Below are 24,867 nucleotides of genomic sequence, written 5' to 3'. Positions count from 1 at the left end.
AGAAACCCAAGAGAAATCGACATTTATTTTGATACAACTCATTGTTAAACGATTGCGGAGCCAATAAACCTCCTACTCCAACGCTCACTGTAAACATAAATTTACACTAGATGAATTTATGTTTACATTATGCTTGTTATTTGGATTATTACACTGCATACTTCTCGAAAATTCAGCATTAATGACTCAAATTTGAGTGTTCGTTAAAACGATAATGCAAAGTAACCTACAAGCTGTAAAGTAGACTGTACAATGAAATCAAAAGTTCTCGGAAGCACACTTATTATTGCCGGTACAACCATTGGTGCTGGTATGCTAGCCCTTCCAATAGCCTCTGCTGGTATTGGTTTTGGTACTTCTTTAGTACTCATGTTCGCCTTATGGGCCTTAATGGCTTATACCGCTCTGTTGATGGTAGAACTTCACCAGTACGCCGATCATTCCGCGACATTACACACACTAGCTAAGCAAGTACTTGGGAAAAAAGGTAAATACATCGCGAGTTTCGCCATGCTGTTTTTGTTCTATGCACTTTGTGCGGCCTATATCGCGGGTGGCGGTGGCCAGTTCGCTGACCGTTTAGATATGCTTTTTGGTATTCGTTTGCCAGGAACCGTGGCCACTCTTCTTTTTACCGTTTTAGTCGCGTTAACAGTTACCATTGGTACTCATGCGGTAGATAAACTCAATCGAGTACTCTTTACGCTGAAACTGATCGCAATGGGCAGTGTTCTATTTCTACTAGCTCCTAATGTCACCCAAGGCTACCTGATGAGTATGCCTGTTCAGCAAGGTCTCATTGTCGCTTCTATCCCAGTCATTTTTACTTCTTTTGGTTTCCACGGCAGCATTCCTGCGATTGTTAACTACCTCGAAGGCGACACAAAAGCCCTGAAAAAAGCAATTGTTATTGGCTCTAGCTTACCCCTTGTTATTTATATTTTCTGGCAAATTGTTACCTTAGGCGTAGTACAACAAAGTACACTGATTGAAAACTCTGGTTTGTCTAACCTAATTGGCTTATTGGCGGAAGCAGTCCATGTCGAGAAGCTCGCTACTATTATCGGTGTATTCGCTGATCTAGCCCTAGTAACATCATTCTTGGGTGTGAGCTTAGGTCTTTTTGAATACTTAAGAGATTTGGGCAGCAAGTTCACTTCAAAACAAAATGGCACCAAGCAAACAGAAGGTCTGTCATTCTCTCAACGCGCAATTGCTGCGCTAGTGACATTCCTTCCACCGCTATGTTTTGCTTTGTTCTATCCACAAGGTTTCATCATGGCACTAGGGTATGCAGCGATCGCACTTGCTGTACTGGCTATCTTCCTACCAACCATCATGGTGGCCAAAACACGTAAACAGTTTACAAGTGAAACTGGCTATCAAGTCGCTGGCGGACACATTGCACTTTATTCATCGATGTTGATCGGTGTGATTATTGTTGGTTCTCAGTTACTTGTAACATTTAAGATCCTCCCTGCACTTGGCTAGTTAAGTGATCGTTATCACATTTAAAATGAATGCAGCTAAATGTATTTCATAAAATGTCGATATCATACCAAGATTGAAGGTCCTCAATGAGGGCCTTTAATTTTATCAGTCTATTCAAATAACAATATCACTCCCGGAGTTATCATGAGAGAAGTGAAATTTAGAAAGATCGACGCCTTGTTCATCAAGATGTCGATTAATGACAAGATGTGGGTACTATTTGCCCTATTTTTCGCCGCACTTACCTTTTCTGCGGTCAGTCGTTATCAAGACAGCGTCTCAAATGCAGAGCAACAAGCAATCGCTAGTGCTGAAGCCAAGCTATCTGGTTATTTAGAAGTAAGTTCAGCAACGGGTAACTCAAGCATTTTGAAAAACTTCAACGTTATAGAATCCACAAGCCAAGCATCTTCGATCAATAACGGTCAGGTAACAGCAACAGCTCGCGGGTTGGATGGCAAAAATTACAGCCTAACCACTTCAGCTTCTATACAAATAGACAACGCCAAGTCTCAAGCACTTACCTCTCTTGCTCTCACTTATCTCTGGCTACTGCCTTTTTCTATCTTTAGCTATTGGTTGGCCACTTTCCTCGGTGGTGCACTATTTACTCTTTACTCTACCACTCAAAAAATTGCCGACGGCGACCTAACCTCTCGTCTTAATTTTGTCGCTGGCCGCGATGAGTTTGGAACCATAGGTGTGGCATTGGACCGCGCTATGGACACTTTAACTGAGCTAGTCACCACCGTTAAGTCATCTGCAACCAGCCTGGAAGAAACAGCCTCTTCTTTTCAAGAGGAAATGGCGAAAAGTAACAACCAAATCAACAATCAATATGCGTCACTTGACTCAGTTGCTACCGCTATGGAACAGATGACGGCTTCCGCTCAAGAAGTGTCGAACATTTCTCGTCAGTCAAATGAACAAGCGGAAGAAGATACCAAGCAAGTTGAGCTCAGCTATCAACGCGTTCAACAAGCTATTGGTGATATCAATCAATTGTCTGCGTTTATCGAAGAAGCTTCACATTCTGTAGCGGCTTTGACGGATAATACGACCCAAATTAATGAAGTAATTACCACCATCAATGCAATCTCTGAACAGACTAACCTATTAGCGTTAAACGCAGCTATTGAAGCTGCAAGAGCGGGTGAACAAGGCCGAGGTTTCGCAGTCGTCGCAGATGAGGTTCGCACGTTAGCTGGTCGTACTCAGACAGCCACGGTCGAGATTCAAGCTATGATTGAAAAGCTTCAATCTGAAAGCCAAAATATTGCCGCCATTACTCAACAAACGGTAGAACAAGCCGAATCCAGTAGCACACTGATTTCGGAGATTGGACATGACGTCAATTCTATCGCCGACTCATCTCGCGCAGTAATGGACATGAGTACTCAAATTTCTACATCAGCGGCGGAACAAAGCGCGGTGGCTGCTGAAATCGCAGCAGAGCTCAGTGATATTCGAGTTCAGTCCGGTACCATTCGCGAAGTAGTGGAACAAAGCGAGGTGGGCGTATCAAACCTGACTAAAGCGACGATTACACTGGGAGGAGTACTGACTCGTTACCGCACTTAACGTGCTCTGCTCATAAAGCAGTATTTCAAATTAGAAAGCCAGCATAGCTGGCTTTTTTGTTGGTTTATTTTCAATATACAAAGAAACACCAAATACAAACCTAGATGCATATTAAATTACACATCAACACGCATATTCATTCGTTGAACCAATATCTCATCTGTACAAATAGCGACCAATAATGACTGTTAGTGACATAAGTCGCATTAGCGCGTGAAATCGAGCAGTTTTCCACACTAGATATTTGAGCTCGTATTACTATTAGGAGGGTCAAGGTAACTTCGAGTAGTTAGGAGAGATATGTCACATAGCAAATCACAAGAACCATATACAGGACTATGTCCCGAGTGCGGAGCTGATGAAGGCCTGTTGTCTGAAGATAACGAAACGTTCTTGTGTGCGGAATGTGGCTACTACACCACAGAATTGACGAAGCAAACAACTCGTAGCTACCAACAAAAGTTCAATGCCACGTCAATCAAACCTTTTACGCTAAACTGTTCTGTTCATTAATGTGTTCAATGACCTGTTTCATTGATGTCAAACAGGTTGCATTTTTCTGTTCGTAGTCACAGCTGGTGGCAAAGTGTACAGTTCTAATACCCGCTGCTATGCCCATTTTGACGCCTTTCGATGTGTCGTCAATATAAACGCACTCATCCGGTAGAAAACCCATCATGGTTACTGAGTATTGAAGCAAATCGGGTTCAGGCTTCCAACTGTTGGCATCAAAAGCAGAAATCACTTTACCTCTGAATTTATCACTCAAGCCAACAATAGAGAGCATCTTTTGGGCTTTAGAAAGTGGACTGTTGGTAACAACACAATATTCAATGCCTTGTTGATCCAAGTGAGAGAGCAGCTCCAATGCTCCTTCCATAGGTCTAAGCTTCTGCTCAAACAAGCGTTGAGTTTCATTACGATAAATAGGTTCTAGTAAATCCAGCGAAACATGACTTTGTGCCAACGATTGAGCGGAAGATAGAACGTCCGCTATCTTGCCGCCCGAAAAGTTATCCGATACCGCTTCTATACTTAGCGTTACCCCTACCTGCTCAAACGTGGCAACTATCGCCTCACAACACAATCTTTCACTATCGACCAGTGTTCCATCACAATCAAACAACACACATTTTACTTTTGACATCAAACACCAAGCCTTACAACACTTATTTTTCGTAAAATATTAATATACTTCCCTGATCAATATGTGGGGCTAGGCGTGAGTTTTTATATATTGTTTTACTTGATGATCGAAACTTCCAAGCAGATCACCGTTTTTCAATCCAAAGGTCAGATTCTTTTGCAATATCTAAGGTTTGTATTAGAGACGCTATAATGGGCTCCGGACTTAAATCCTGTGCGCTATGACAGGTAACTAAGTCCGAGAAAAGAACAACGGTGTCTTCTTTACTCACCAACACCGCGGCACAAGCTTCGCCACCCTCAAAGCCCAGATATAGGTCATGCGACTGGTCCAAAATAATTTGTGCGAAAAATTCCACTATCGCATTCTGATGGTGTTCAACCGCCCACCTTTTCGCCTGCAATAGAGCAAACATGACTGTTAATCTATGAAAATCAACCTTGTGCCACTCGATGTTCAATTCGCTTTCAGAGTCCACCTTAAGCGACTCTAAGTAGTTGCTCGACAACGACTCCTGATACAATTCCCTTCCCTGTACGCTTTCAGGTGTTGGGAAATCAACGTCTATCTGGCTCGCTAGCCATTGATTTTTGTTGGTATAAAGTCGTTCTGCGACATCTTTCATAATAATCCTGTTCGATTTTTCGAGTAACCTTGGTTATGGTATACAAAAGCGTTAATAAAAAGGAATGCTCTCTATGTTTAAAAAGCTCTTGCTGGTCCCTGCTCTGACACTAGCCTTGTACGGTTGTGGTGATAAAGAGGTAGGTGATGTATCGCTGGGTATGTTCACATTAAAAGATATCAAACTCAATACTCTAACCGATCCTATTGTTACCGGTGTTACTTGCCATATTGCCAGCATTGAAGCTGACTTAAGCCTATCTGATCCAAGTGACAGCTCTATCTCATGTCGACAAACTGGTGAGATAACACCAGAAATGATCGCGCAGATCGATAAGTCGAAGTCAGGTGAAGTGGTCTTCAAGAAATCTAAGAGTATTTTCTTTAAGAGCATGAAAGTACGTCGCATCTATGACAAAGATAACCAAACGCTTATGTATCTTTCATACTCTACCAAAGAAACGTCAGGTAGCTTTAAGCACAGTCTCTCAACTGTTCCACTATGGAATACTGCTGCCTATGTTGAGCCGGCCACTGAAGTAGCCCAATAAAACATAAGCGGGTACTTTAATAATTAGAAGTACCCGCTTCCGCCAATAGTCATTATTTGCATTGACCCGCTTGTATACAACCATTACAGCTTGTGACGGAATCTAAATGGTCACAAAACACGTAACTGGTATTCTTCCCTTTAGCGTTGAGCTTTACTTCCATTAAGGCTTTATCTGCCAATGCCAACAGTTGATCTTCCAATCCTTTTTGCAGAGATGCGACCCCAAGACTTATCTTGATCTTGAACGGATGACCAGTGCTCGAATAGAGGGTTTTACTTGCTACCGATTCACGTACTCTTTCAGCCAATCTATAAGCATCCGGCAGCGAGGTTTTTGGAAGTAAAATAGTGAACTCATCTCCACCAAACCGAAAACAAAAATCCTCTTCTCGCACCGTCCCTAACAGGGTCTTCCCTATCGACTGGAGAACGTAATCTCCAATACTATGCCCAAATCGGTCGTTAATGGATTTAAATCCATCCACATCCAACATTAAACAGGACATGTCATTGCCATGTCGTTTAAACGATGCGATCTCATGCTTTAATTGGAGTTCAAGAAATCGACGATTATACAAGCCGGTTAGTACATCCCGAATAGCGAGGAACTCAAGTTCATTGTGGCGCGCCACGGTCTTTGAAATATCAATCGCTAACCCAAATATGCCGACCACCTCATTATGGCTGTTGAAAATGGGTGACTTCATATTTTGGTAGTGCTTAACCTCACCCGATTTCAACGTGTTCACTTCAACGTTTGAAACCGTTTTTCCATTCAGAACCGACACATCATTTTTGATAAGGTCACTTGCCTGCTCTATCGAGAAAAACTGATTGTCATCAGCACCGATAATCTCTTCTCTAGCACGAGCAAACAATTGACATACCGCTTCATTGACGTAGGTGTAACATCCGTTTTTGTCTTTGATAAAGAAATAACAATCCATGCGATCAAGCACTTCTTGAATTTTCTCTGGGCTTAGGCTTGAAATATTCAATATGCAATCCGTGTCATTTTAACTATTCTTAGGTTAGTCGGCTGATAAACCATGTCAAGACTATGGTTATGCATTGGTTAACAGTCTGATTAAAGATTGGATTTCACCGCTTTCTGCATCTGGTCAAAATCACATAAACGCTGCAATTTTATGAAACATTATTGAAGTCATTGTGATATCATGCCGCCAAATTTCGTTCCATCAGCGTTTACTATGAGATTCCCTGGACAACGTAAGTCAAAACACTATTTCCCAACTAGCAAGAAAGATCTGTCTGTTAGCCAAGCTCAGTCAGCTCCAAAGCTATTCCGACCGACTATTATTGGTGTTGGTCAAACGATCGTTGATATCGAAGCACGAGTTGACGATGCTTTTCTTGCTAAATACGACCTAAGTAAAGGTCACTCTCTGGTACTTGAAGAAAGTAAAGCAGACGCGCTTTATGAAGAACTGGTTGCTGAAGGATTAATTACTCACCAATTCCCAGGTGATACTATTGGTAACACGCTACACAACTATTCAGTTTTGGCAGATAGCAAATCTGTTTTACTGGGCGTTATGTCAAAGAACATTGAAGTAGGTTCGTACGGTTACCGTTATCTATGCCGAACGTCTTCACGCATGAACCTGAACCATTTACAAACTGTTGATGGTCCAATTGGCCGTTGCTACACGCTAATCACCGACGATGGTGAACGAACATTTGCGATCAACGAAGGTGAAATGAACCAACTTAAGCCAGAGAGTATTCCAGAGTCTGTGTTTAACAAGGCTTCAGCTTTGGTTGTTTCTTCTTATCTAATGCGTGGTAAGCCAGAAGATCCGATGCCTAAAGCGGTTGCACGTGCAATCAAGATCGCAAAATCTAAATCGGTACCCGTGGTGTTAACGTTAGGAACTAAGTGGGTTATCGAAGGCAACGAAAAGTTCTGGCAGGATTACATTAAAGACAATGTCACTATCGTTGCTATGAATGAAGAAGAAGGTGAAGCACTCACTGGATTCTCCGACCCACTACTTGCCGCCGACAAAGCGTTAGACTGGGTAGATTTGGTATTGTGTACAGCTGGCCCTGACGGCCTATATATGGCCGGTTATTGCGACAATGTTGCGCTCCGTGAAACGACGCACGATATTCTCGAAGGCGAAATCGATGAGTTCAATAAATTTGAATTTAGCCGAGCAATGCGTAAAGCGGATTGTGCAGACCCGCAGAAAGTCTACTCTCATATTGGCCCATATTTAGGTGGCCCACTGGAAATTAAGAACACCAACGGCGCAGGTGATGGTGCTCTTTCGGCTCTACTTCACGACATGACAGCCAATGACTTTCATTGCCAGAATGTTCCAGAGTCAGATAAACATGTTGCACCTTGCTTAACCTACTCTTCTCTTTCACAAATTTGTAAGTATGCGAACCGAGTGAGTTACGAAGTCCTAACACAGCACTCGCCACGACTCACCCGCTCTTTACCAGAGCGAGAAGACAGCTTGGAAGAAGCATACTGGGATCGATAAAAAAGAGGCTTCGGCCTCTTTTTGTTTTCAAAACAATCAACTAAATAAAGAGTGATTAAAAATAGAACAGGTTGCTGAATATTTAACTTTACAAAGGATTTTTAACCAGTATTATCCTGACGCAAACGTTTTCCTCAATAATTTTGTGGCTTTTAAGGACCGTTAATGCTATCTGATATTGATATCTGTCGTACGACGTCTCTTTCCCCTATTTCTGAGATTGCTAAGCAATCTGGACTACTCGACTCTGAGTTTCATCCTCAAGGTTTTCACAAGGCAAAAGTATCCTTAAACGCGGTAAACCGACTCAAAGACAATATTGATGGCAAGCTTGTTGTCGTCACTGCCATCACTCCTACACCACTAGGTGAAGGCAAAACCGTGACAACAATTGGTTTATCACAAGGTCTGAAAAAGCTTGGTCAATCGGTCATGGCGTGTATTCGTCAGCCGTCAATGGGTCCAATTTTCGGTGTGAAAGGTGGCGCTGCAGGTGGTGGCTACTCTCAAGTTGCACCGATGGAAGAATTGAACCTTCACCTGACGGGCGATATTCACGCGGTTACCGCCGCTCACAACCTTGCTGCTGCCGCAATTGACGCTCGTATTTACCACGAACAACGCCAAGGTTATGAAGCTTTTGAATCTCGTACCGGGCTTAACGCGTTAAAAATTGATATCAAGAATGTCGTCTGGAAACGCGTAGTTGACCACAATGACCGAGCACTTCGCATGGTGACAGTTGGCCAAAACGAGGTGAACAAAACCATTAATGGTTATGAGCGTGAAGACGGATTTGATATCTCCGCAGCCTCAGAGCTGATGGCGATTTTAGCACTATCGAAAGACTTAAAAGATCTGCGTTCACGTATCGGCCGCATTGTCGTGGCTTACTCTTTAGATGGTGAGCCAATTACCACCGAAGATCTTCAGGTTGCAGGTGCTATGGCTGTTAGTATGAAAGAAGCCATTGAGCCAACCTTAATGCAGACTCTTGAAGGGGTTCCAACGCTTATCCATGCAGGTCCTTTTGCCAATATCGCTCATGGTAACTCATCCATTATCGCCGATAGCATTGCGACAAAGTTGAGCCGCTATACGATCACTGAAGGTGGTTTTGGTTCTGATATGGGTTTTGAAAAAGCGTGTAATATCAAAGCCTCTGCAACAGATAAAAAACCTGACTGTGCTGTGATCGTGGCGACACTTCGTGGCTTAAAAGCGAACTCTGGACTCTATGACCTCAAACCAGGTACGCCTATTCCAGACTCTATCTACGGTAACGACTCGAACGCCCTGCAAGCTGGGTTCGAGAACTTGAAATGGCATATCAACAACGTAGCTAAATATGGTGTACCAGTGGTCGTCGCTATTAACCGCTTCCCTCAAGATAGTGACGAGGAACTTAACCTTCTAAAATCTTGGATTGAAGCGCTTGAACAAGATTGCCGAGTAGCAATTAGTGAAGGATTCGCAAAAGGTGGCGACGGCACTAAAGAACTCGCACAGCAGGTTATAGCGGCCTGTGAGAACGAAGCGAACTTCAAACCACTTTACACACTCGATCAATCCATTGAATCTAAACTAATGGCCGTATGTGAAGGTGGTTACGGTGCCGCTCGAGTCACTCTGTCTTATCAAGCGCAAAAGCAGCTTGAACTATATGAAAAACATGGCTTCAATCACCTCGCCGTATGTCTTGCTAAGACCCCTCTGTCTATCACCACCGATGGCAGTATCAAGGGCGCACCAAAAGACTTTGATGTTGTAATACGTGAACTGCGTTTGTGTGCTGGTGCTGGTTTTATCTATGCACTTTGCGGCAATGTAATGACGATGCCAGGCTTACCAGACAAACCAGCCTTTATGTCTCTTGATCTTGATGACGAAGGCAACATCATTGGACTAAGTTAATCTATTTATCTGATTTAAATATAAAAAAGCGACGTTACAACGTCGCTTTTTTTTAATCTATTAACTATCTACTGCGCTACTATCAAGGTCAATTCGACTCGCCTATTACAAGCCTTCCCATATTGTGTTTGGTTCGTGCACTCTGGAACATTTTCGCCATAACCACGCGTATAGATCATCTGCCTAGGCACTCGTTGACTGATCAAGGTTTGGCGAACGGACTCAGCACGTTTGTCAGATAGCTTATCGTTGATTGCCACAGTTCCGGTATTATCTGTATGTCCCCCGATTACAACATCAATCCCTTGCTGGCCAGATAAGAAGCTCGCCAGTTGTTGAAGCCATTGTGCAGAGGTGCTAGCTACATGTGCAGAGCCAGTATTAAAGTGGATTTTTTGCTTTAAACGGATCATGACATAGTCACCAGGAACTAACTCATAGTCGAGACCATTGTTGACCAAGTAGCGCTCAAGAACATTCCAAGACTCGGTGCGCATTTGCCCATAAGGTCCTTGAACGCTGGTTGAGGCGATTTTTGGCGCATCCGCCCATTCTGGATGCATCACATCAAACTCTGACTTCGGAGCCGTTTGCAGCATGTCTGGAAATAGTTTACTTGTTGTCGATGACACGGCACTACATCCCGCTAGTAAGGAGGCAGCCAATACCATCCCTGCTTGTTTCAACGTAAACATGTCACTCTCCAATTATTCCTTTATACGCTGTTAACTATCGGCGATTAATACAGAAACTTTATAGCGAAACATAAAAAAACTGACGGAATTTAGGTTTCGCTTTGTAACGATTTGACGAGCTGAATTGCTTGTAAGCAGACTTAAATAAACGTTAAACTCTGTGAGTTATTTTCATATAGAAGCTCAAACATGTTTAAAACTCTTACTAAAACTTTATCCGTGATGGCCTTGGCTCTTGTTGTTTCGGCTTGTAGTGACTCTGATACAACACCCGTTGAGGGCAAGCAATATCGCACACTTGATGCCAACCTGAGCACACTGCGCTTACCTCAAGTTACCGAAGTATTCTCTCTAGGCTGTGGTCACTGTCGTAACCTTGAACCAATGCTCCCTGAGTTAGAGTCATTGACTGACAGTAAACTTGGTAAAGTCCATGTGATGTTTAATGAAAGCGCACAAATCGCTGGTATGTTGTTCTACTCTGCCGTCATGCAATCAGAAAACAACGTCGTTCCTGCTGACATGAAAGACGAGCTATTTGCACTCGTTCAAAACCCAGATATGGATGGCAGCGCAAAGAAAGTTGAATTGGATCGAATCTTTGAATCTCGTGGAATGGTTAGCCCATACAACCTGAGCGAAGCGCAGCAAAAAGAGCTGCTTAATTACATTCAAACCGCAGAAACCGTATCGACTAAAGCGCAAATTAATGCAGTTCCAACGTTTATCGTTAATGGTAAATACGAGGTGATGCTAGCGGGTCACCAAGACATTAATGAAATCGCTGAAACCATCAACTACCTAAAAACAAAATAACAATAAGGAATTACTGTGTCTAAAGTCTTAATCCCTCTCATTGTTCTGCTATTAGCGGCATTCATGATCTATCGAACTTGGACCAACAGCAAAGCTGGTGAGGAGAACTTTCAGCAAGGCCAAGCATTCCTTCTTGAAAACGCTAAGAAAGAAGGCATTATTACTACCGAGAGCGGCTTACAATATGAAGTGCTTGAAACTAGTGGCAATACTGAAAAACCAGGTCCTAAAAGCAAAGTTAAAGTGCATTATCACGGCACGCTTATCGACGGTACTGTGTTTGATAGTTCAGTTGACCGTGGTACACCAATTAGCTTCGGGCTGAACCAAGTTATCAAAGGATGGCAAGAAGGTCTTCAACACATGTCTGAAGGTGACAAATATCGCTTGTACATCCCAAGTACATTGGGTTATGGCAAGAAAGGTACTGGCCCTATCCCTCCGTCGGCAGTATTGATTTTTGATGTTGAATTGATTGAAATTCAATAATCAAAACTATAAACAAAAAGAGCACCTATAAGGTGCTCTTTTTGTTTCGTTCTCTATCGAAAAGGTCACTGTACCGGATGAAATTCAAAGCCTGACTCAGTAACCAAATAACAGTCCATTCCACCAGCATGCGCAGCTTGAAGGCCTAATTTAGTGTCTTCAAAAACTACACACTTCTTAGCGTCTACACCCATATTCTTAGCCGCTAACAAGAACGTTTCTGGATTAGGTTTGTGACTCTCAACATCGGTTGCCGACACTACACAGTCTAAGTCATTCAAAACTCCAGCGTGCGTCAATAGCTTCAAAGCAGAGTCACGTTGGCTCCCTGTACCTATCGACATGGGTTTGGTGCCTTTATATTGCTGAAACACTTCATAAGTGTGCGCTATTGGCTTACCTGTTAGTGGCAATTGTGCAAAAGCATTCATCTTAAATATCGACACTTGTTTCGGATCCAATTCGATACCATAACGCTTTGACACCTCACCCGCGATCTTGACACTTGGCATACCTCCCAGAGAATGCAGCCAATGGCGATCAAATGGAAAATCGAATTTCGTTGCCGTCATTTCCCACGCTAAGACATGGTTTGGCATGGTATCCAACAACGTGCCATCCATATCGAAGATAATTCCATCATACAACTCTAAATCTAACAACTGGTTAACCTCTTGTGGTTCATTAAGGGCATTAACATTACAAATTTATTACTAAAGAACGGCGTACGCTTACCGATACAATAGTAAATAATAAAAAAACGGCTTAGTTTTGTGTAGTCTTTCCATTTTTGAGTTTAGAAAAACTTTTATAAGTGACTAGAAATCAACAAGTTGATACATTCCGCGCTCAGAAATATTTAAGCACACATATTCATATTGCCAATTCAATTGCTGGCAATATCTTTCTCGCGAATATGAAAAGGTTGATAATGAAGATCAAGCACCAACTTCTACTTTTAGGGTCAATATCCGTATTGGCTATCGCCTCAATGTTAATGTCTAGTAGCTACTTTGCGAAGACTACAGATAACCTTACCAATGCTCTCACTAAACTGAGTCAACTTGAAGTCACTTTGTTGAATCTTCGTAGAAATGAAAAAGATTTTTTATTACGTAAGGACGAAAAGTACCTAGCAAAGTTCAGAGTCAACGCTGAACATTTCCGTAATCAACAGAATGAACTTCAACTCACCCTTGCCAACGCAGGTGTCTCTCTTCCAAATCAACTATCAGCGGAGCTTGCAGCGTACGAACAAGCCTTCACAAAACTGGTAAATGGTTACGTTGTACTTGGTCTAAACCTTTCACAGGGTCTGTCTAATCAATTTCTTGAAGTATTCCATCAAGAGCTTGAGCGAGACATCACTCATGAATTATTGCAGTACCACGATGACGTTATGTTTGGCAATGTTGCGACCGTGAAACCAACCAACAACCCATCTCTTAATACTGTTGGTCAAAATGTCCTTAAGCAACGTGAAGTCATTGGCTTTGCCTACGACCAAGGTTTGCTTGGGCTAACTCGCAGCAACTCTCATAAGATTGAAACAGATTTTGAGGATTTTAATGCTCAATTAAACCGTGTACTTGATGACAAAATCCAAACCATCATGACCGCAAAATGGACCATTTCTGTTCTACTACTTGTTGTCATTGCCGCTCTCATCACTTACATCGTTAGAGCAATCAACCTTAATGTAAACCGCTTGCAATCTACTATCTCGGATATTGCTGAACACAATGACCTAACCAAAAGAGTGTCAGTTAAAGGCAACGATGAGATAGCCTCGATTGGTAAAGCCGTCAACTCATTACTGGATAACTTTGCTTCATTAGTTGGTAACACACAGAGACAGTCTTCAGAGCTTAGAAGTAGCAGTACTAATATGGAAGATGAATTGGAGAATGTGATTCATCAATTCCATAGTCAAAGTGACCACACTAACTCAATGGCAACAGCGGTTCAGCAAATGGTAACCACCATTGACGAAATTGCCCAAACTACTCACAACGCCGCTGATCTGGTCAACAAAGCAGCGGACAACTCTCAGAACAGCCGCGCATTTGTTGAAAACACTGTCGGTAATATCGAGTCCCTTTCTTCTGTACTAGCGGAAAGTAACAATGAAATCCGTTCCTTGAATGAGCATGTTGGCAAAATTGGCGGAGCGGTTCATATTATCCAAGATATCGCAGAACAAACTAATTTATTAGCACTAAACGCAGCTATTGAAGCAGCTCGCGCTGGCGAACAAGGACGTGGATTCGCAGTGGTCGCAGACGAAGTTCGTGCCTTGGCTAGCCGAACACATCAATCAACGGAAGAGATCACTAACCTCGTTAGTGCGATTCAGGCTCAAATGACAACGGTGGTTACCGACATAGAGCAATGCAACGCTCAAGGAGCAGAAACATTGTCTGCCTCTGCGAAGCTTGATAGCGCACTACAGCAAATCTCTGAGGACATGGCTGAAATTCAGACCAACTCCGATCAAATTGCTGCGGCGATTGAAGAGCAAGGCATAGTAATGGGTCAGGTAGGCGAATCCATCACAGAGCTTAATGAAATTTCTAATGACAACATGTCGAATGCACGTAACTGCTTAGATGAAGTGAAAAACGTGTCTAGCCAAACCACCAAAATGGACAGTGCCATTTCAATCTTTAAGATTTAGGGAACGGTAACTAAGACAAAGGCCACGTCAAAATGTGGCCTTTTTGTATTCCATTACTTTTTAACAAGCACTTGTTCGTGCTCCATAAGTTCACGTACAAATATCGATGGTGAGGATTGATACGTCACCCACACTTTGTTTTTTGCTCTTGTTAATGCAACATAGAACAAGCGCCGCTCTTCAGCGTGTTCATAAGTATCTGTGCCTATGGTCAGGGCATTATTTAGGTGAACGAACTTCCTTTTCGCTGGGAATTGTCCCTCATCAGCGCCTACTACAATAACGTAATCCGCCTCTTTGCCTTTACTAGAGTGACAGGTCATAAACTCCAACGACAAGTTTGCAAACTGCTTACACCAATCACCAAACAATTCCGGTTTATGATAGTGGTTACGTCCTAACAGCAACACTGATTTACCTTGTTTGGACTTGCTATTAAGTTCCTCAAGAATTTTCTCTACACGGCTGCCCTGCTCCACAATCACTGCCTTTTGCTTAGCGGATTTGTGGCTCTTAATATCTTTAGTCAGTTGTGTCGGATTGGCTTGAATGAAGTCAGACGCCACTTCCAACAACTTGTCATTAAAACGATAAGTCGTATCTAACAAGTGGATAGAGGCGTTAGGGAATCGCTGTTCAAAGCCTGTCGTCAAATCCACATCAGATCCAGTAAACTGATAGATGGACTGCCAATCATCACCCACAGCATAGAGTGTTGCATTGGTACCATCTTGAAGCTTTTGTTCACAAAGGGCTTGAACCAACTCTAAACGATCAGGGGAAATATCCTGATACTCGTCGACCATGACAAACTTCCAGTTCGATTTGAAGCGCGAAGCAGAAACATGTTTAGTCGCTTTAGTAATCATCGAGGTAAAGTCAATTTGCTCATTCTCTTTGAGCATTTTTTGCCACGCTTGATAACAAGGCCAACATAGCGCCAACTCACTATTAAGCCGCGCATACACTTCTTCGTCTATGATCTTTTCTTGAATCGCTTTCTTCGATAATCCAGCAGAAATCAATTGGTCTAGTTGCTGTTCTAGCCACGCGATGAGCTTAGGGTTTTCACTTTGACTGCCAAGCTCCTCATCTCCTTTTAAGTAGGCAATAGGCCATTTAGATAAGTGCTTTTGCCAACGTTTGAAGTTGGTTGGTGTCATCCAATGCTTCTTCAGCCAGTCAATGCACCAGGCCGTTTTTTGTGTTTGCTCAGTCGCTAATGGCGTTAATTGAGGTGGTTGATTCTCAGTTTCTTTGAGTATCTTCAGTCCTAATTGATGGAAGGTCAGCACCGAAATAGCGTCAGCCGTTTGCCCCAGCTTTTTCTCAAGACGTTGCTTCATTTCATTAGCAGCGTCACGACCAAACGCCACCAACAGTATCTGGTCAGCCTGTGCGAGATGACTTTGCAGCAAATAGGACACACGCGCCATCAGCACACTCGTTTTACCTGAACCTGCTCCGGCAAGGATCAAATTTTGATCATTGTTATGCAGAACCGCCATTTGTTGTGAGTAATTAAGTGGAGATGACTCAGATTGCGAAAATAATACTTGCCAATTCTCACGCTCATTTTCCAACCATGTTTGGTTTCGTTCTGCTAGCACTGTCGCTGTATCATCCAACCATGGAATGAGGTTGTTGATTCGCTTTGGCATTGTGCGCATCGCTTCAGAAAGTGACATGTTGATTTCAAGAAACTCGGAGTTTACTTCATCCGCCCATGACACCATTTGTGATTGAGGCAAAAATTGTGGCAGAGAACGCAAGCGTCGTAACTCATCTTCCCATTTCGGTAGATAGGTATTCAGCAAACCGCATTGTTTATGGTGCCATTGCTGATAACAACTCACAGCATGTTTGGCAAAGTCCTGCGCTTCTCTCCAAGGTACCCCCTGAACCACCCAGCACACCTGTTTGCCATTCTCTTCGTACGCAAACACCGACACGGATGACCATACTAACCCTCGCTTAACACTTAATTTTCCCGACCATTCACTAAACGGAATTCGAACCTCGGCGCGCACCGAGTGCAGCACAAGGCTATCGCCATTAAGTTCAAGAGAGCGAAATTCGTGTTGAGTAAATAACTCAGCGGTTGGGGAGGCAGTTAGCAGCATGTTGTTCTAAGGGTTCTAATCAGCAAATCTCTCACTAGTCTACTGTATCAGCCAATGATTTCCAGATAACTTTATGTAAAATCTGCGAAAAGGAATCCAAACTCGAATTACGATTTCCTATTATTCTCTAACAGACAGAGTGCTTTTCATTACGAACATGCACAAAAAAGCGCCCAATACTTAGGGCGCTTTCCGGATACAGATTAACTACTTATTCGTCGGGGTCTGAAGTTTGTCCATAACCTCATCCAAGTTAAAGCTTGCTGCTTTTTGCCTTGGCGGGAATTCTTTAAAGGTCTCTAAGAACTTCCCTACATAGACTTGAGCCGGAACTAACAAGTAAACACGATCCAACATCCAGTCATAGTAAGTATTGGAGGTAACATCAGCGACCTCATAAGGGTCCATTCTCAAGTTAAAGATTTTTGGCACGCGAAGTGTCACGAAAGGTTCTGCCCATATTTGCAACGTCCCCTCTACCCTCTGCTCCATAAATACGACTTTCCAGTTGTTATAACGCAGTGCGGTTAAATCACCATCGTCTGAGAAGTAGAAAATCTCCGCACGCGGTGACTCTTCACTTTCACCTGTTAAGTAAGGAAGGAAGTTGTAACCATCAAGGTGAACTTTAAAGGTCTTGTCACCGGCTTTGTGCCCCTTAAGAAGTTTCTCTTTTACATCAGGCTCACCAGCCGCTGCTAACAACGTAGGCAACCAATCCATGTGATGCATAATATTGTTGGAGACCGAGCCCGCTTCGATTTTACCCGGCCATTTCACCATCGCAGGGACACGATACGCTCCTTCCCAGTTAGTGTTTTTCTCACCTCGGAAAGGAGTAAGACCCGCATCTGGCCACGTATTCATGTGCGGACCGTTATCCGTTGAGTAAAAGACAATTGTGTTGTCTTCGATTCCCAGTTCATCGACTTTTTTAAGGAGTTCGCCTACTTGGTTGTCGTGCTCAATCATCCCATCAGCATAAAAACTAATGCCTGATTTACCGAGGTTTTCATCTTTCACATGAGTACGGAAGTGCATGCGTGTCGCATTCCACCATACGAAGAAAGGTTTCTTGGCCGCTACCGCGCGATCCATAAAGTCTAGAGCCGCGGAAAGAGTCTCCTCATCTACGGTTTCCATACGCTTACGAGTTAAAGGGCCAGTATCTTCAATTTTGCCGTCGGCATAAGATTTGATAACCCCTCGAGGTCCAAATTGTTTACGGAATTCGGGATCTTTCGGATAGTCGATATTTTCAGGTTCTTCTTCAGCATTTAGGTGGTAAAGGTTACCAAAGAACTCGTCAAAGCCGTGATTGGTAGGTAAAAACTCATCTTTGTCGCCAAGGTGGTTTTTACCAAATTGCCCTGTCATATAACCATGAGGCTTTAGAAGCTCCGCAATGGTTGCATCTTCCGCTTGTAACCCAAGGTCAGCCCCCGGTAGACCCACTTTACTTAAACCTGTTCGCAATACACTTTGACCGGTTATAAATGTCGAACGTCCTGCCGTACAAGATTGCTCGCCGTAGTAGTCGGTGAACATCATGCCTTCTTTCGCAATGGAATCAATATTAGGCGTTTTATACCCCATAAGACCAAATGTATATGCACTAACATTGGACTGACCAATGTCATCCCCCCATATCACCAAGATGTTGGGCTTATCTTCTGCATATGCACTGGCTGATATACCAAATAACGCGGTAGCCAAAACTGCTAAGCTCCGCTTAAACCTTCTGTGTGTTGTCATGTAAACCTCTACGTTAGTTGGTCGCATCCTGCCCATTAACGTATAGTCGCAAACACTCATAAGCGCCAAAAATCTAAGGCAATTTTCACTATTAATAGATTAATAAACATTAGCCAGATTTTTTGATTAATCTCACATAGCACTAAAGTTGTAAGTGACCACCCCATTGGAACTCAACCTTATGATTTAGATAAGAATATTTACCAGTTATAACTTTTTTTTATAGTGTTTATAAGACGACACCATCTCTGACCTCAAATAGAGTGCGAGGCAAATAAGCACCTCACTGGGTGTTTACTGCAAAATCAATGAGTAAAAGACGATGGAGTCTAGAATGGCAAACCACTTAAGTAAGATTGCAATGGGCGTTGGGCTTATTGCTACATCTTCAGTTGCAGTTGCAGCAGATAAACCGAATATCCTTGCGATTTTCGGCGACGATGTTGGTTATTGGAACATTAGCGCGTATAACCAAGGCATGATGGGGTATGAAACTCCAAATATCGACCGTATCGCTAACGAAGGTGCACTTTTCACTGACCATTATGGTCAGCAATCTTGTACAGCAGGTCGCGCAGCCTTCATTACTGGTCAAGAACCTTTCCGTACTGGTCTATTAACAATCGGTATGCCAGGTTCAACACACGGTATTCCAGACTGGGCTCCAACCACTGCTGATCTACTCAAAGAGCAAGGCTACATGACGGCACAGTTTGGTAAAAACCACTTAGGTGACCAAGACCAACACTTGCCAACTAATCATGGTTTCGATGAGTTCTTTGGTAACCTTTACCACCTAAATGCTGAAGAAGAACCAGAAACTTACTACTACCCTAAAGATCCAGAGTTCCGTAAGAACTATGGCCCTCGTGGTGTAATCAAGTCTTTTGCTGATGGCAAAATCGAAGATACTGGTCCTATGACGCGTAAGCGTATGGAACATGCTGATGAAGAGTTCCTAGAAACGTCTCTCGCGTTTATGGAAAAGGCAGTAAAAGCTGATAAACCATTCTTCATCTGGCACAACACCACACGTATGCACGTTTGGACTCGTCTGCAAGAGAAGTATCAAGGTAAATCTGGTATCTCTATTTATGCCGACGGCATGCTAGAGCACGATGACCAAGTTGGTATCCTGCTAGACAAACTGGACGAGCTAAACATCGCTGACAACACGATTGTTATCTACTCTACTGATAACGGTGCTGAAACAGTTAGCTGGCCTGATGGCGGTGCGACACCATTCCACGGTGAAAAAGGCACAACTTGGGAAGGCGGTATGCGCGTTCCTCAACTTGTCCGTTGGCCTGGCGTAATTGAACCAGGTACTAAGATCAACGAGATGATGGCTCACCAAGACTGGCTACCAACGCTTCTTGCTGCAGCAGGTGTTCCTGATGTGAAAGAAAAGTTAGCTAAAGGCTACAAAGCAAACGGTAAAGACTGGCGCGTACATATTGATGGCTATAACTTCAAGCCATTCTTTGAAGGTAAAACTGACAAAGCACCTCGTGAGTCTCTACTTTACTTCACAGCAAACGGCGAATTGAATGCGGTTCGTTGGAATGATTGGAAACTACACTTCGCGACGTTAGAAGGTAACATCACTGACGCGGTACGTTTCTCTCCTAACTGGCCGAAGATCATTCACCTACGTGCTGACCCATTTGAGAAAGCACCACACGAATCTGGCATGTACCTACGTTGGATGGCAGACAACATGTGGCTATTCGTTCCAATTCAAGACGTACTTGGCGAATTCTTCCAAACTCTGCCTAACTACCCAATGCAGCAAGGCCAGATGATGAACCCTGCTTCGATTGACTACCAGTCTCTAGGTCTTCAAGGCAAAATGAAGCAACTTGACCAGCTTCAAAAACAAGTACAACAAATGAAGTAATCACCTCAGATTCTCTTCATAAAAAAAGACCAGCTTATGCTGGTCTTTTTATTATTGGTCAATCAAGCGAAAGGGTTAATCAAGATTGTCCATGTCTTTCCATAAACGAGCTGCGACTTCCCTCGCCTCTTTATAGATAGGCTCAACGTCGAATGGGAACTCACGGTTTAGATAAGAGAACTTACCTTCCACCATCACACTGTTTACGTTGCTCGCATTGAGTGCGAATGCAAAGTGACCCGGCAAGTTATCAGCAACCAAAGGTGTTGGTGAGGTGTAATCAAGAATCGTTAGATCCGCTTTATATCCTGCTTCCAAACGACCAAACTTAGCGCCAAAGTTACGACCAAGAATCTCGTTGCCGTTCCAGAGATGGCGCATAAAGCTATCAGGCCACATTTGACCACCAGCATCACGATGCTTGAAGAACGCAAATTTAAGCTCTTCGAACATATCCGCACCAATGCCATCGGTACCAATCGCGACATTTTTGAACTGACGTAACTGATGGTTATAACCTACATTGTTGTTCATATTCGAACGTGCATTATGAACCAAGAAACCATCGTGTTTGTTCAAGATATTAATGTCCTTCTCGGACAAGAATAAACCATGAGCAAGCAGTGTTTTGCTATCGATTAAGCCAAAGCTATCGAGACGCTCAACAATATCTTGGTCGTAATGATGATGACTATGAGTAACATCGTAACGGTCTTCTGCAACGTGAATATGTAAGCCACGCCCAGTCGCTTTCACCGCTTCCGACAGCATTGCCATACCTTCATTAGACACGGTAAACGGAGCATGAGCGCCGATATGAGCTTCAACCAGATAAGGCTCAACACCTCGCTCTTTTTCTGCATCCACAAGTTGTGCGAAGCGAATATTCTCTTCTACACCTGCCGCCATTTCTTCAACGCCGCCGTTACGGTCAGTCGTCTCAAAACAGGTCATACCGCGAAGGCCAGCTTTTAAGAAGCCTTTACGAAGCGTCGCCAGTGACCCTTCAATGTAGTTCGGTGAGGCGTGATGGTCGATAACCGATGTACAGCCATGACGAATGGCTTCTAATGAACAAATCAAACCGCTGTAGTACAAAGCTTCTTCATCCAACGCACGGTCCATTCGCCACCATAGGTTCTTCAGGATGGAGATAAAATCTGGACTTGGTTTAATGTCCGCCATGATGCCGCGAGCCAATCCTGAATAGAAATGGTTGTGAGAACAGACAATGCCCGGCATTACTAACTTACCAGTAAAGTCCTTCACTTCAGCGTTTGGATACTTGGCACTAAGAGACTCACCGACTTCTATGATACGGTCGTTTTCAATCGCAATATCAATCCCTTCCTTAATAAAGGCAGGTTCCATCTGTACTGCTGTTGCGTTCTTAATTATCAACATAATTCTATTCTCCTTTTACACTTCTACAGCGCCAAGCAAGTATTTGTGGTTCGATAGAACGTACTGAATAATAGTGGCTTCATCGGCTAACGTTTCTGGCAACTCGATTTGACCATTTTGATTAATTGGATACGTTGCGACTTCCCCTTTAGCTCTTAGCAACAGTTCATCGCCTTGAACCAAGAAACCTGGGTTAGTGCTTGAATCAAAGTCTTCTTTCAGACTGAACAACGTAAATTTGTCTTTGTATGGTTTGCTGTCCCAAAGGCAGAACTGAGCACAGTTGCCACACTCGTTACAGTAAGCATCAAGGTGGAGCGTTTGATACTGGTCTTTGAAGCCAGGAATCGGCAGTGACATGTTGGCTCGGTTCGGACAAACATCCACACACTTACTACACACATAAGAACACTCTAAGCAACGCTCTGCTTCTTGCTTAACAAACTCATTGCGGTCATTTTCTTCAAGCTTGTTCGCTTCAAGCAGTGCAACTTTGATTTCGCCCTTCTTACGATACACTTCCGCTGCCGTCACTGAAGACTCAACTTGAGCTAACGTTTCAGATTGAAGTTCACGTTCGATAATTGCCGACGCCGCTTTACGACCACCAGAAATTGCCGAAACAATCGATGATGGACCGGTTTGCGCATCACCTAACAAGAACACGTTTTCGACCTGAGTCTCACAAGTGTCATTGTTGACTGCTGGCCAACCGTCGTCACCCATTGGTACACCGATACGCGTTAACACATCACGGTTCGCTTGCTCACCTACCGCTGTAATGACTGCGCTGGCCTTGAGTGAAATAGTTTCATCGGTTGCTACTGGACGTCTACGGCCTTTCTCATCAGGCTCACCCAATGTCATGACACGCGCTACGATAGTGCCATCTTGATGGAACTCTTCTGGATTGGTTAAGAACTTGAAGTTCACGCCATCTTCGACCGCTTCGTCATACTCTTCTTTGTATGCTGGCATTTCAGCTTCAGTACGGCGATAAAGTACTGTTACTTTCTCAACACCTTTGACTTTAAGCGCGGCACGCGCACTATCCATCGCGGTATTACCTGCCCCAACTACTACCACATGGTCACCAAGCGCTAACGCTTCGCCATCGTTGTAGCGACGTAAGAAGTCTAGAGACTTGTAAATGTTGTTGTTGTCACCCGCTAACTTGATAGGGTTACCTTTATCTGCACCGATACCCAGACAGATATACTGATAACCCTGCTCTTTCAGTTGGTCGATAGTGATATCTGGATTCGCGCCATACTCAAATTCCACACCATGAGCTTCAACAAACTCAATGTCATGTCTAATGGCTTTCTCAGGAATTCTAAATTGAGGAATAATGTGTTTCACCACACCACCTGCGCTCTCTTCTTTCTCGAAGATTTTCACAGGGTGACCAGCTCGAGCAATGAAGTACGCCGCTGATAGACCTGCAGGACCTGCTCCAATAACCGCGACTGGCTGTTTGGTTGTATCCAGATTTGGATGATGCCATTTAGATTGGTAGCCATCCCACCCTTTATCCAGCGCAATTTTCTTCATTTCACGAATGTTCAATGCACCTTCGTAATCGCGACGAGTACAGTTGTATTGACATTGGTGATCACAAATATGACCTGTGATGGAAGGCAGAGCGTTTCGAGCGTAAATGACTTCCAACGCTTCGGTATACTTGTGCTGACCCATTAGGCGTAGGTATTCAGGGATATCTTGGCTGATAGGACACGCTGTTACACAAGGTGCGACATAACAATCCGTTAGTGGCACTGGTTGTTCGACAGTAATTTCTTCTGGACCACGCCACTCTTTTTGCGTGTATTCAGCGCACAAAGACTTCTCGGCCAGCTTTTCCAAACGCTCTAGGTTAACACCACGCATTGCCCAATCAGTGCTCACTTCAAGCTCTTTGGCACAGTCAGCGAGGCGCAAGTAGCCACCTGGTTTGAGCAGGTCTGTCGCCATAGTGATTGGGCGAATACCAGTTTCAAAGATCTCTCTGATGTTAAACTTGCTTGCACCACCAGAATAAGAGATTGGTAACGTGCCATTAAATTCGCGAGACAATTCCAACGCCACATTGATAGATAGCGGGAACAATGCGCGGCCAGACATGTACATTTCTTTGTCAGGAAGACGGCCTTTATTGTTCAATGTACCAAGAGTGTTGGTCAGTTTTACACCAAAGCCGATGTTCTTATCTTTACCAAGCTTAACTAGACGATGAAGCATGGCCTTGGCATCTTGCAGTTGCAAGTCGTGAGAGAACGCTTCTTTGCTAAGGGAGATATAGTCAAAACCCGTTTGATCAAGAATGCTGCGAACACGGTCATAACCTAGCAGCGTAGGGTTTAATTTAACGAAGGTATTGATACCCTTGTCTTCCAACATATAACGACAAATCGCTTCGATTTCGTTTGGTGGGCAACCGTGCATGGTTGATAGTGTTACCCCTTCAGTCAAACTAACTGGGATATCATCTACCATTTCGAATAATTGTTGCAGTTCAGTTTCTGATGTTCTGCTATTCAACAGTTTATTATTGGCAATAAAGTCTTTTAACTCTGTTGAATATTGTGCAAATTTTGGATGCTTTGAAGAATCGAGCATATTATCAATATACTCTTGCATTGGCTCGGTCAAAATACCATCTAAATCATAGCCAACACTCATGTTAAAAATAAATGATTTCGCTTTCTTCGCCGCTTTACTATCAAATACTGATTCCAGTAGATGCAGCGCAAACCATGCTTTCAAATATTCGTCATACGCTTTGTGTAACGTAAACTCGGTTGACCATTCTGTATTAAAACACTCATCTTCTGCATCAATACATGGTTTAGCAATTTCAAGACGATCTAACTTCTGAACAGTCTTAAGCTCCATGAAGCGACCACCAGCAAGCCAAGACGTAACTATATTCTGAGCTAATTGAGTATGAGGTCCGGCGGCAGGTCCTACAGGGGTTTCGCAGTTTTCACCCCATACCGCAAGGTGTTGGTTTGTCTGTTTTTTATAGAACTGCTTTTCTGGGATGCCGAAAATCGATTTGCTTTGATGATACTCACCAAACATGCGTTCAAGCAGCTCGGTGAATGGAATTGGGCGCATGATATCTCCCATGGTAACACTCCTTTATTAATTCGCTTGTACTTCTGTGTAAATGAATTAAT

19 protein-coding genes are annotated in these 24,867 nt (G+C 43.4%); 10 read left to right on the top strand and 9 right to left on the bottom strand.

The genetic code is table 11. The annotated features are described in order from the left end of the window. Positions 1-252 precede the first annotated feature (252 nt). From L2W36_RS14190 to L2W36_RS14180, 3 genes are all read left to right on the top strand, one after another. Positions 253-1,491 (top strand): aromatic amino acid transport family protein, encoded by a 1,239-nt coding sequence (locus L2W36_RS14190; protein ID WP_236110351.1) that lies wholly within the window; start codon positions 253-255, stop codon positions 1,489-1,491. A gap of 144 nt (positions 1,492-1,635) precedes the next feature. Beyond that, entirely contained in the window at positions 1,636-3,072 is a 1,437-nt protein-coding gene (locus L2W36_RS14185; RefSeq protein ID WP_236110350.1) for a methyl-accepting chemotaxis protein, read from the top strand. A 300-nt stretch (positions 3,073-3,372) separates the two neighbouring features. Next, positions 3,373-3,585: a hypothetical protein gene (locus L2W36_RS14180; RefSeq protein ID WP_006074373.1), complete on the top strand. Its 213-nt coding sequence runs from the start codon at positions 3,373-3,375 to the stop codon at positions 3,583-3,585. Here L2W36_RS14180 and L2W36_RS14175 read toward each other — a convergent pair. Together L2W36_RS14175 and L2W36_RS14170 are read right to left on the bottom strand one after the other, a co-directional pair. Continuing rightward, on the bottom strand, positions 3,560-4,219 hold the full coding sequence (locus tag L2W36_RS14175) for an HAD-IA family hydrolase (RefSeq protein ID WP_006074374.1): 660 nt from the start codon (positions 4,217-4,219) through the stop codon (positions 3,560-3,562). The two genes, L2W36_RS14180 and L2W36_RS14175, sit on opposite strands and share 26 nt — an antisense overlap. Before the next feature lie 124 nt (positions 4,220-4,343). Further along, positions 4,344-4,844, bottom strand: a complete 501-nt coding sequence (locus tag L2W36_RS14170; RefSeq protein ID WP_236110349.1) for a flavodoxin — start codon at positions 4,842-4,844, stop codon at positions 4,344-4,346. Between the two features lie 73 nt (positions 4,845-4,917). Between L2W36_RS14170 and L2W36_RS14165 the strand changes: the two genes are divergently transcribed. Beyond that, positions 4,918-5,394: a CreA family protein gene (locus tag L2W36_RS14165; protein ID WP_006074376.1), complete on the top strand. Its 477-nt coding sequence runs from the start codon at positions 4,918-4,920 to the stop codon at positions 5,392-5,394. Positions 5,395-5,446: 52 nt separating this feature from the next. On the opposite strand, the gene L2W36_RS14160 is transcribed toward L2W36_RS14165, so the two are convergent. Then, positions 5,447-6,394: a sensor domain-containing diguanylate cyclase gene (locus L2W36_RS14160; protein ID WP_236110348.1), complete on the bottom strand. Its 948-nt coding sequence runs from the start codon at positions 6,392-6,394 to the stop codon at positions 5,447-5,449. A 213-nt stretch (positions 6,395-6,607) separates the two neighbouring features. Between L2W36_RS14160 and L2W36_RS14155 the strand changes: the two genes are divergently transcribed. Both L2W36_RS14155 and L2W36_RS14150 read left to right on the top strand, forming a co-directional pair. Beyond that, the gene (locus tag L2W36_RS14155; RefSeq protein WP_236110446.1) at positions 6,608-7,912 is read left to right on the top strand and encodes an inosine/guanosine kinase; all 1,305 of its coding nucleotides are present in this window, start codon (positions 6,608-6,610) and stop codon (positions 7,910-7,912) included. A 165-nt stretch (positions 7,913-8,077) separates the two neighbouring features. Further along, positions 8,078-9,826, top strand: coding sequence for a formate--tetrahydrofolate ligase (locus L2W36_RS14150; RefSeq protein WP_236110347.1), 1,749 nt, complete (start codon positions 8,078-8,080; stop codon positions 9,824-9,826). Positions 9,827-9,894: 68 nt separating this feature from the next. Here the strand turns inward: L2W36_RS14150 and L2W36_RS14145 are convergent, their stop codons facing one another. Next, positions 9,895-10,521: an OmpA family protein gene (locus L2W36_RS14145; RefSeq protein ID WP_081836463.1), complete on the bottom strand. Its 627-nt coding sequence runs from the start codon at positions 10,519-10,521 to the stop codon at positions 9,895-9,897. Between the two features lie 189 nt (positions 10,522-10,710). On the opposite strand from L2W36_RS14145, the gene L2W36_RS14140 reads away from it, so the two are divergent. Both L2W36_RS14140 and L2W36_RS14135 read left to right on the top strand, forming a co-directional pair. Next, positions 10,711-11,337: a thioredoxin domain-containing protein gene (locus L2W36_RS14140; RefSeq protein ID WP_236110346.1), complete on the top strand. Its 627-nt coding sequence runs from the start codon at positions 10,711-10,713 to the stop codon at positions 11,335-11,337. A 15-nt stretch (positions 11,338-11,352) separates the two neighbouring features. Then, positions 11,353-11,826, top strand: coding sequence for an FKBP-type peptidyl-prolyl cis-trans isomerase (locus L2W36_RS14135; protein WP_006074753.1), 474 nt, complete (start codon positions 11,353-11,355; stop codon positions 11,824-11,826). Positions 11,827-11,891: 65 nt separating this feature from the next. Here the strand turns inward: L2W36_RS14135 and L2W36_RS14130 are convergent, their stop codons facing one another. Continuing rightward, positions 11,892-12,488, bottom strand: coding sequence for a beta-phosphoglucomutase family hydrolase (locus tag L2W36_RS14130; RefSeq protein ID WP_268980746.1), 597 nt, complete (start codon positions 12,486-12,488; stop codon positions 11,892-11,894). Positions 12,489-12,757: 269 nt separating this feature from the next. On the opposite strand from L2W36_RS14130, the gene L2W36_RS14125 reads away from it, so the two are divergent. Continuing rightward, complete coding sequence (locus L2W36_RS14125) at positions 12,758-14,503, top strand: methyl-accepting chemotaxis protein (RefSeq protein WP_236110345.1); 1,746 nt, start codon at positions 12,758-12,760, stop codon at positions 14,501-14,503. 53 nt (positions 14,504-14,556) lie between these two features. Here the strand turns inward: L2W36_RS14125 and helD are convergent, their stop codons facing one another. Further along, positions 14,557-16,626: a DNA helicase IV gene (gene helD / locus L2W36_RS14120; protein WP_236110344.1), complete on the bottom strand. Its 2,070-nt coding sequence runs from the start codon at positions 16,624-16,626 to the stop codon at positions 14,557-14,559. A 207-nt stretch (positions 16,627-16,833) separates the two neighbouring features. After that, the gene (locus L2W36_RS14115; RefSeq protein ID WP_420883079.1) at positions 16,834-18,408 is read right to left on the bottom strand and encodes an arylsulfatase; all 1,575 of its coding nucleotides are present in this window, start codon (positions 18,406-18,408) and stop codon (positions 16,834-16,836) included. A gap of 307 nt (positions 18,409-18,715) precedes the next feature. Between L2W36_RS14115 and L2W36_RS14110 the strand changes: the two genes are divergently transcribed. Then, positions 18,716-20,281, top strand: coding sequence for an arylsulfatase (locus tag L2W36_RS14110; protein ID WP_006074758.1), 1,566 nt, complete (start codon positions 18,716-18,718; stop codon positions 20,279-20,281). 75 nt (positions 20,282-20,356) lie between these two features. Here L2W36_RS14110 and ssnA read toward each other — a convergent pair whose 3' ends face one another. Together ssnA and ygfK are read right to left on the bottom strand one after the other, a co-directional pair. Then, positions 20,357-21,685 carry a putative aminohydrolase SsnA gene (gene ssnA, locus L2W36_RS14105; RefSeq protein ID WP_236110343.1) on the bottom strand — a complete coding sequence of 443 codons (1,329 nt, stop codon included), beginning with the start codon at positions 21,683-21,685 and terminating at the stop codon, positions 20,357-20,359. 15 nt (positions 21,686-21,700) lie between these two features. Beyond that, positions 21,701-24,817, bottom strand: coding sequence for a putative selenate reductase subunit YgfK (ygfK, locus tag L2W36_RS14100; protein ID WP_236110342.1), 3,117 nt, complete (start codon positions 24,815-24,817; stop codon positions 21,701-21,703). Positions 24,818-24,867 lie beyond the last annotated feature (50 nt).

The sequence above is a fragment of the Vibrio sp. McD22-P3 genome, assembly GCF_021568915.1.
GTDB lineage: Bacteria > Pseudomonadota > Gammaproteobacteria > Enterobacterales > Vibrionaceae > Vibrio > Vibrio mediterranei.
This window is presented reverse-complemented; position numbering and strand designations above follow the sequence as displayed.

Excerpts from the sequence above, each read along its gene's own strand:
- L2W36_RS14155 (WP_236110446.1), top strand. The coding sequence starts at position 6,608 with ATGAGATTCCCTGGACAACGTAAGTCAAAACACTATTTCCCAACTAGC.
- L2W36_RS14190 (WP_236110351.1), top strand. The coding sequence starts at position 253 with ATGAAATCAAAAGTTCTCGGAAGCACACTTATTATTGCCGGTACAACC.
- helD (WP_236110344.1), bottom strand. The coding sequence starts at position 16,626 with ATGCTGCTAACTGCCTCCCCAACCGCTGAGTTATTTACTCAACACGAA.
- L2W36_RS14185 (WP_236110350.1), top strand. The coding sequence starts at position 1,636 with ATGAGAGAAGTGAAATTTAGAAAGATCGACGCCTTGTTCATCAAGATG.
- L2W36_RS14175 (WP_006074374.1), bottom strand. The coding sequence starts at position 4,219 with ATGTCAAAAGTAAAATGTGTGTTGTTTGATTGTGATGGAACACTGGTC.
- L2W36_RS14110 (WP_006074758.1), top strand. The coding sequence starts at position 18,716 with ATGGCAAACCACTTAAGTAAGATTGCAATGGGCGTTGGGCTTATTGCT.
- ygfK (WP_236110342.1), bottom strand. The coding sequence starts at position 24,817 with ATGGGAGATATCATGCGCCCAATTCCATTCACCGAGCTGCTTGAACGC.
- L2W36_RS14140 (WP_236110346.1), top strand. The coding sequence starts at position 10,711 with ATGTTTAAAACTCTTACTAAAACTTTATCCGTGATGGCCTTGGCTCTT.
- L2W36_RS14180 (WP_006074373.1), top strand. The coding sequence starts at position 3,373 with ATGTCACATAGCAAATCACAAGAACCATATACAGGACTATGTCCCGAG.
- L2W36_RS14150 (WP_236110347.1), top strand. The coding sequence starts at position 8,078 with ATGCTATCTGATATTGATATCTGTCGTACGACGTCTCTTTCCCCTATT.
- L2W36_RS14125 (WP_236110345.1), top strand. The coding sequence starts at position 12,758 with ATGAAGATCAAGCACCAACTTCTACTTTTAGGGTCAATATCCGTATTG.
- L2W36_RS14115 (WP_420883079.1), bottom strand. The coding sequence starts at position 18,408 with ATGCGACCAACTAACGTAGAGGTTTACATGACAACACACAGAAGGTTT.
- L2W36_RS14145 (WP_081836463.1), bottom strand. The coding sequence starts at position 10,521 with ATGTTTACGTTGAAACAAGCAGGGATGGTATTGGCTGCCTCCTTACTA.
- L2W36_RS14165 (WP_006074376.1), top strand. The coding sequence starts at position 4,918 with ATGTTTAAAAAGCTCTTGCTGGTCCCTGCTCTGACACTAGCCTTGTAC.
- ssnA (WP_236110343.1), bottom strand. The coding sequence starts at position 21,685 with ATGTTGATAATTAAGAACGCAACAGCAGTACAGATGGAACCTGCCTTT.
- L2W36_RS14170 (WP_236110349.1), bottom strand. The coding sequence starts at position 4,844 with ATGAAAGATGTCGCAGAACGACTTTATACCAACAAAAATCAATGGCTA.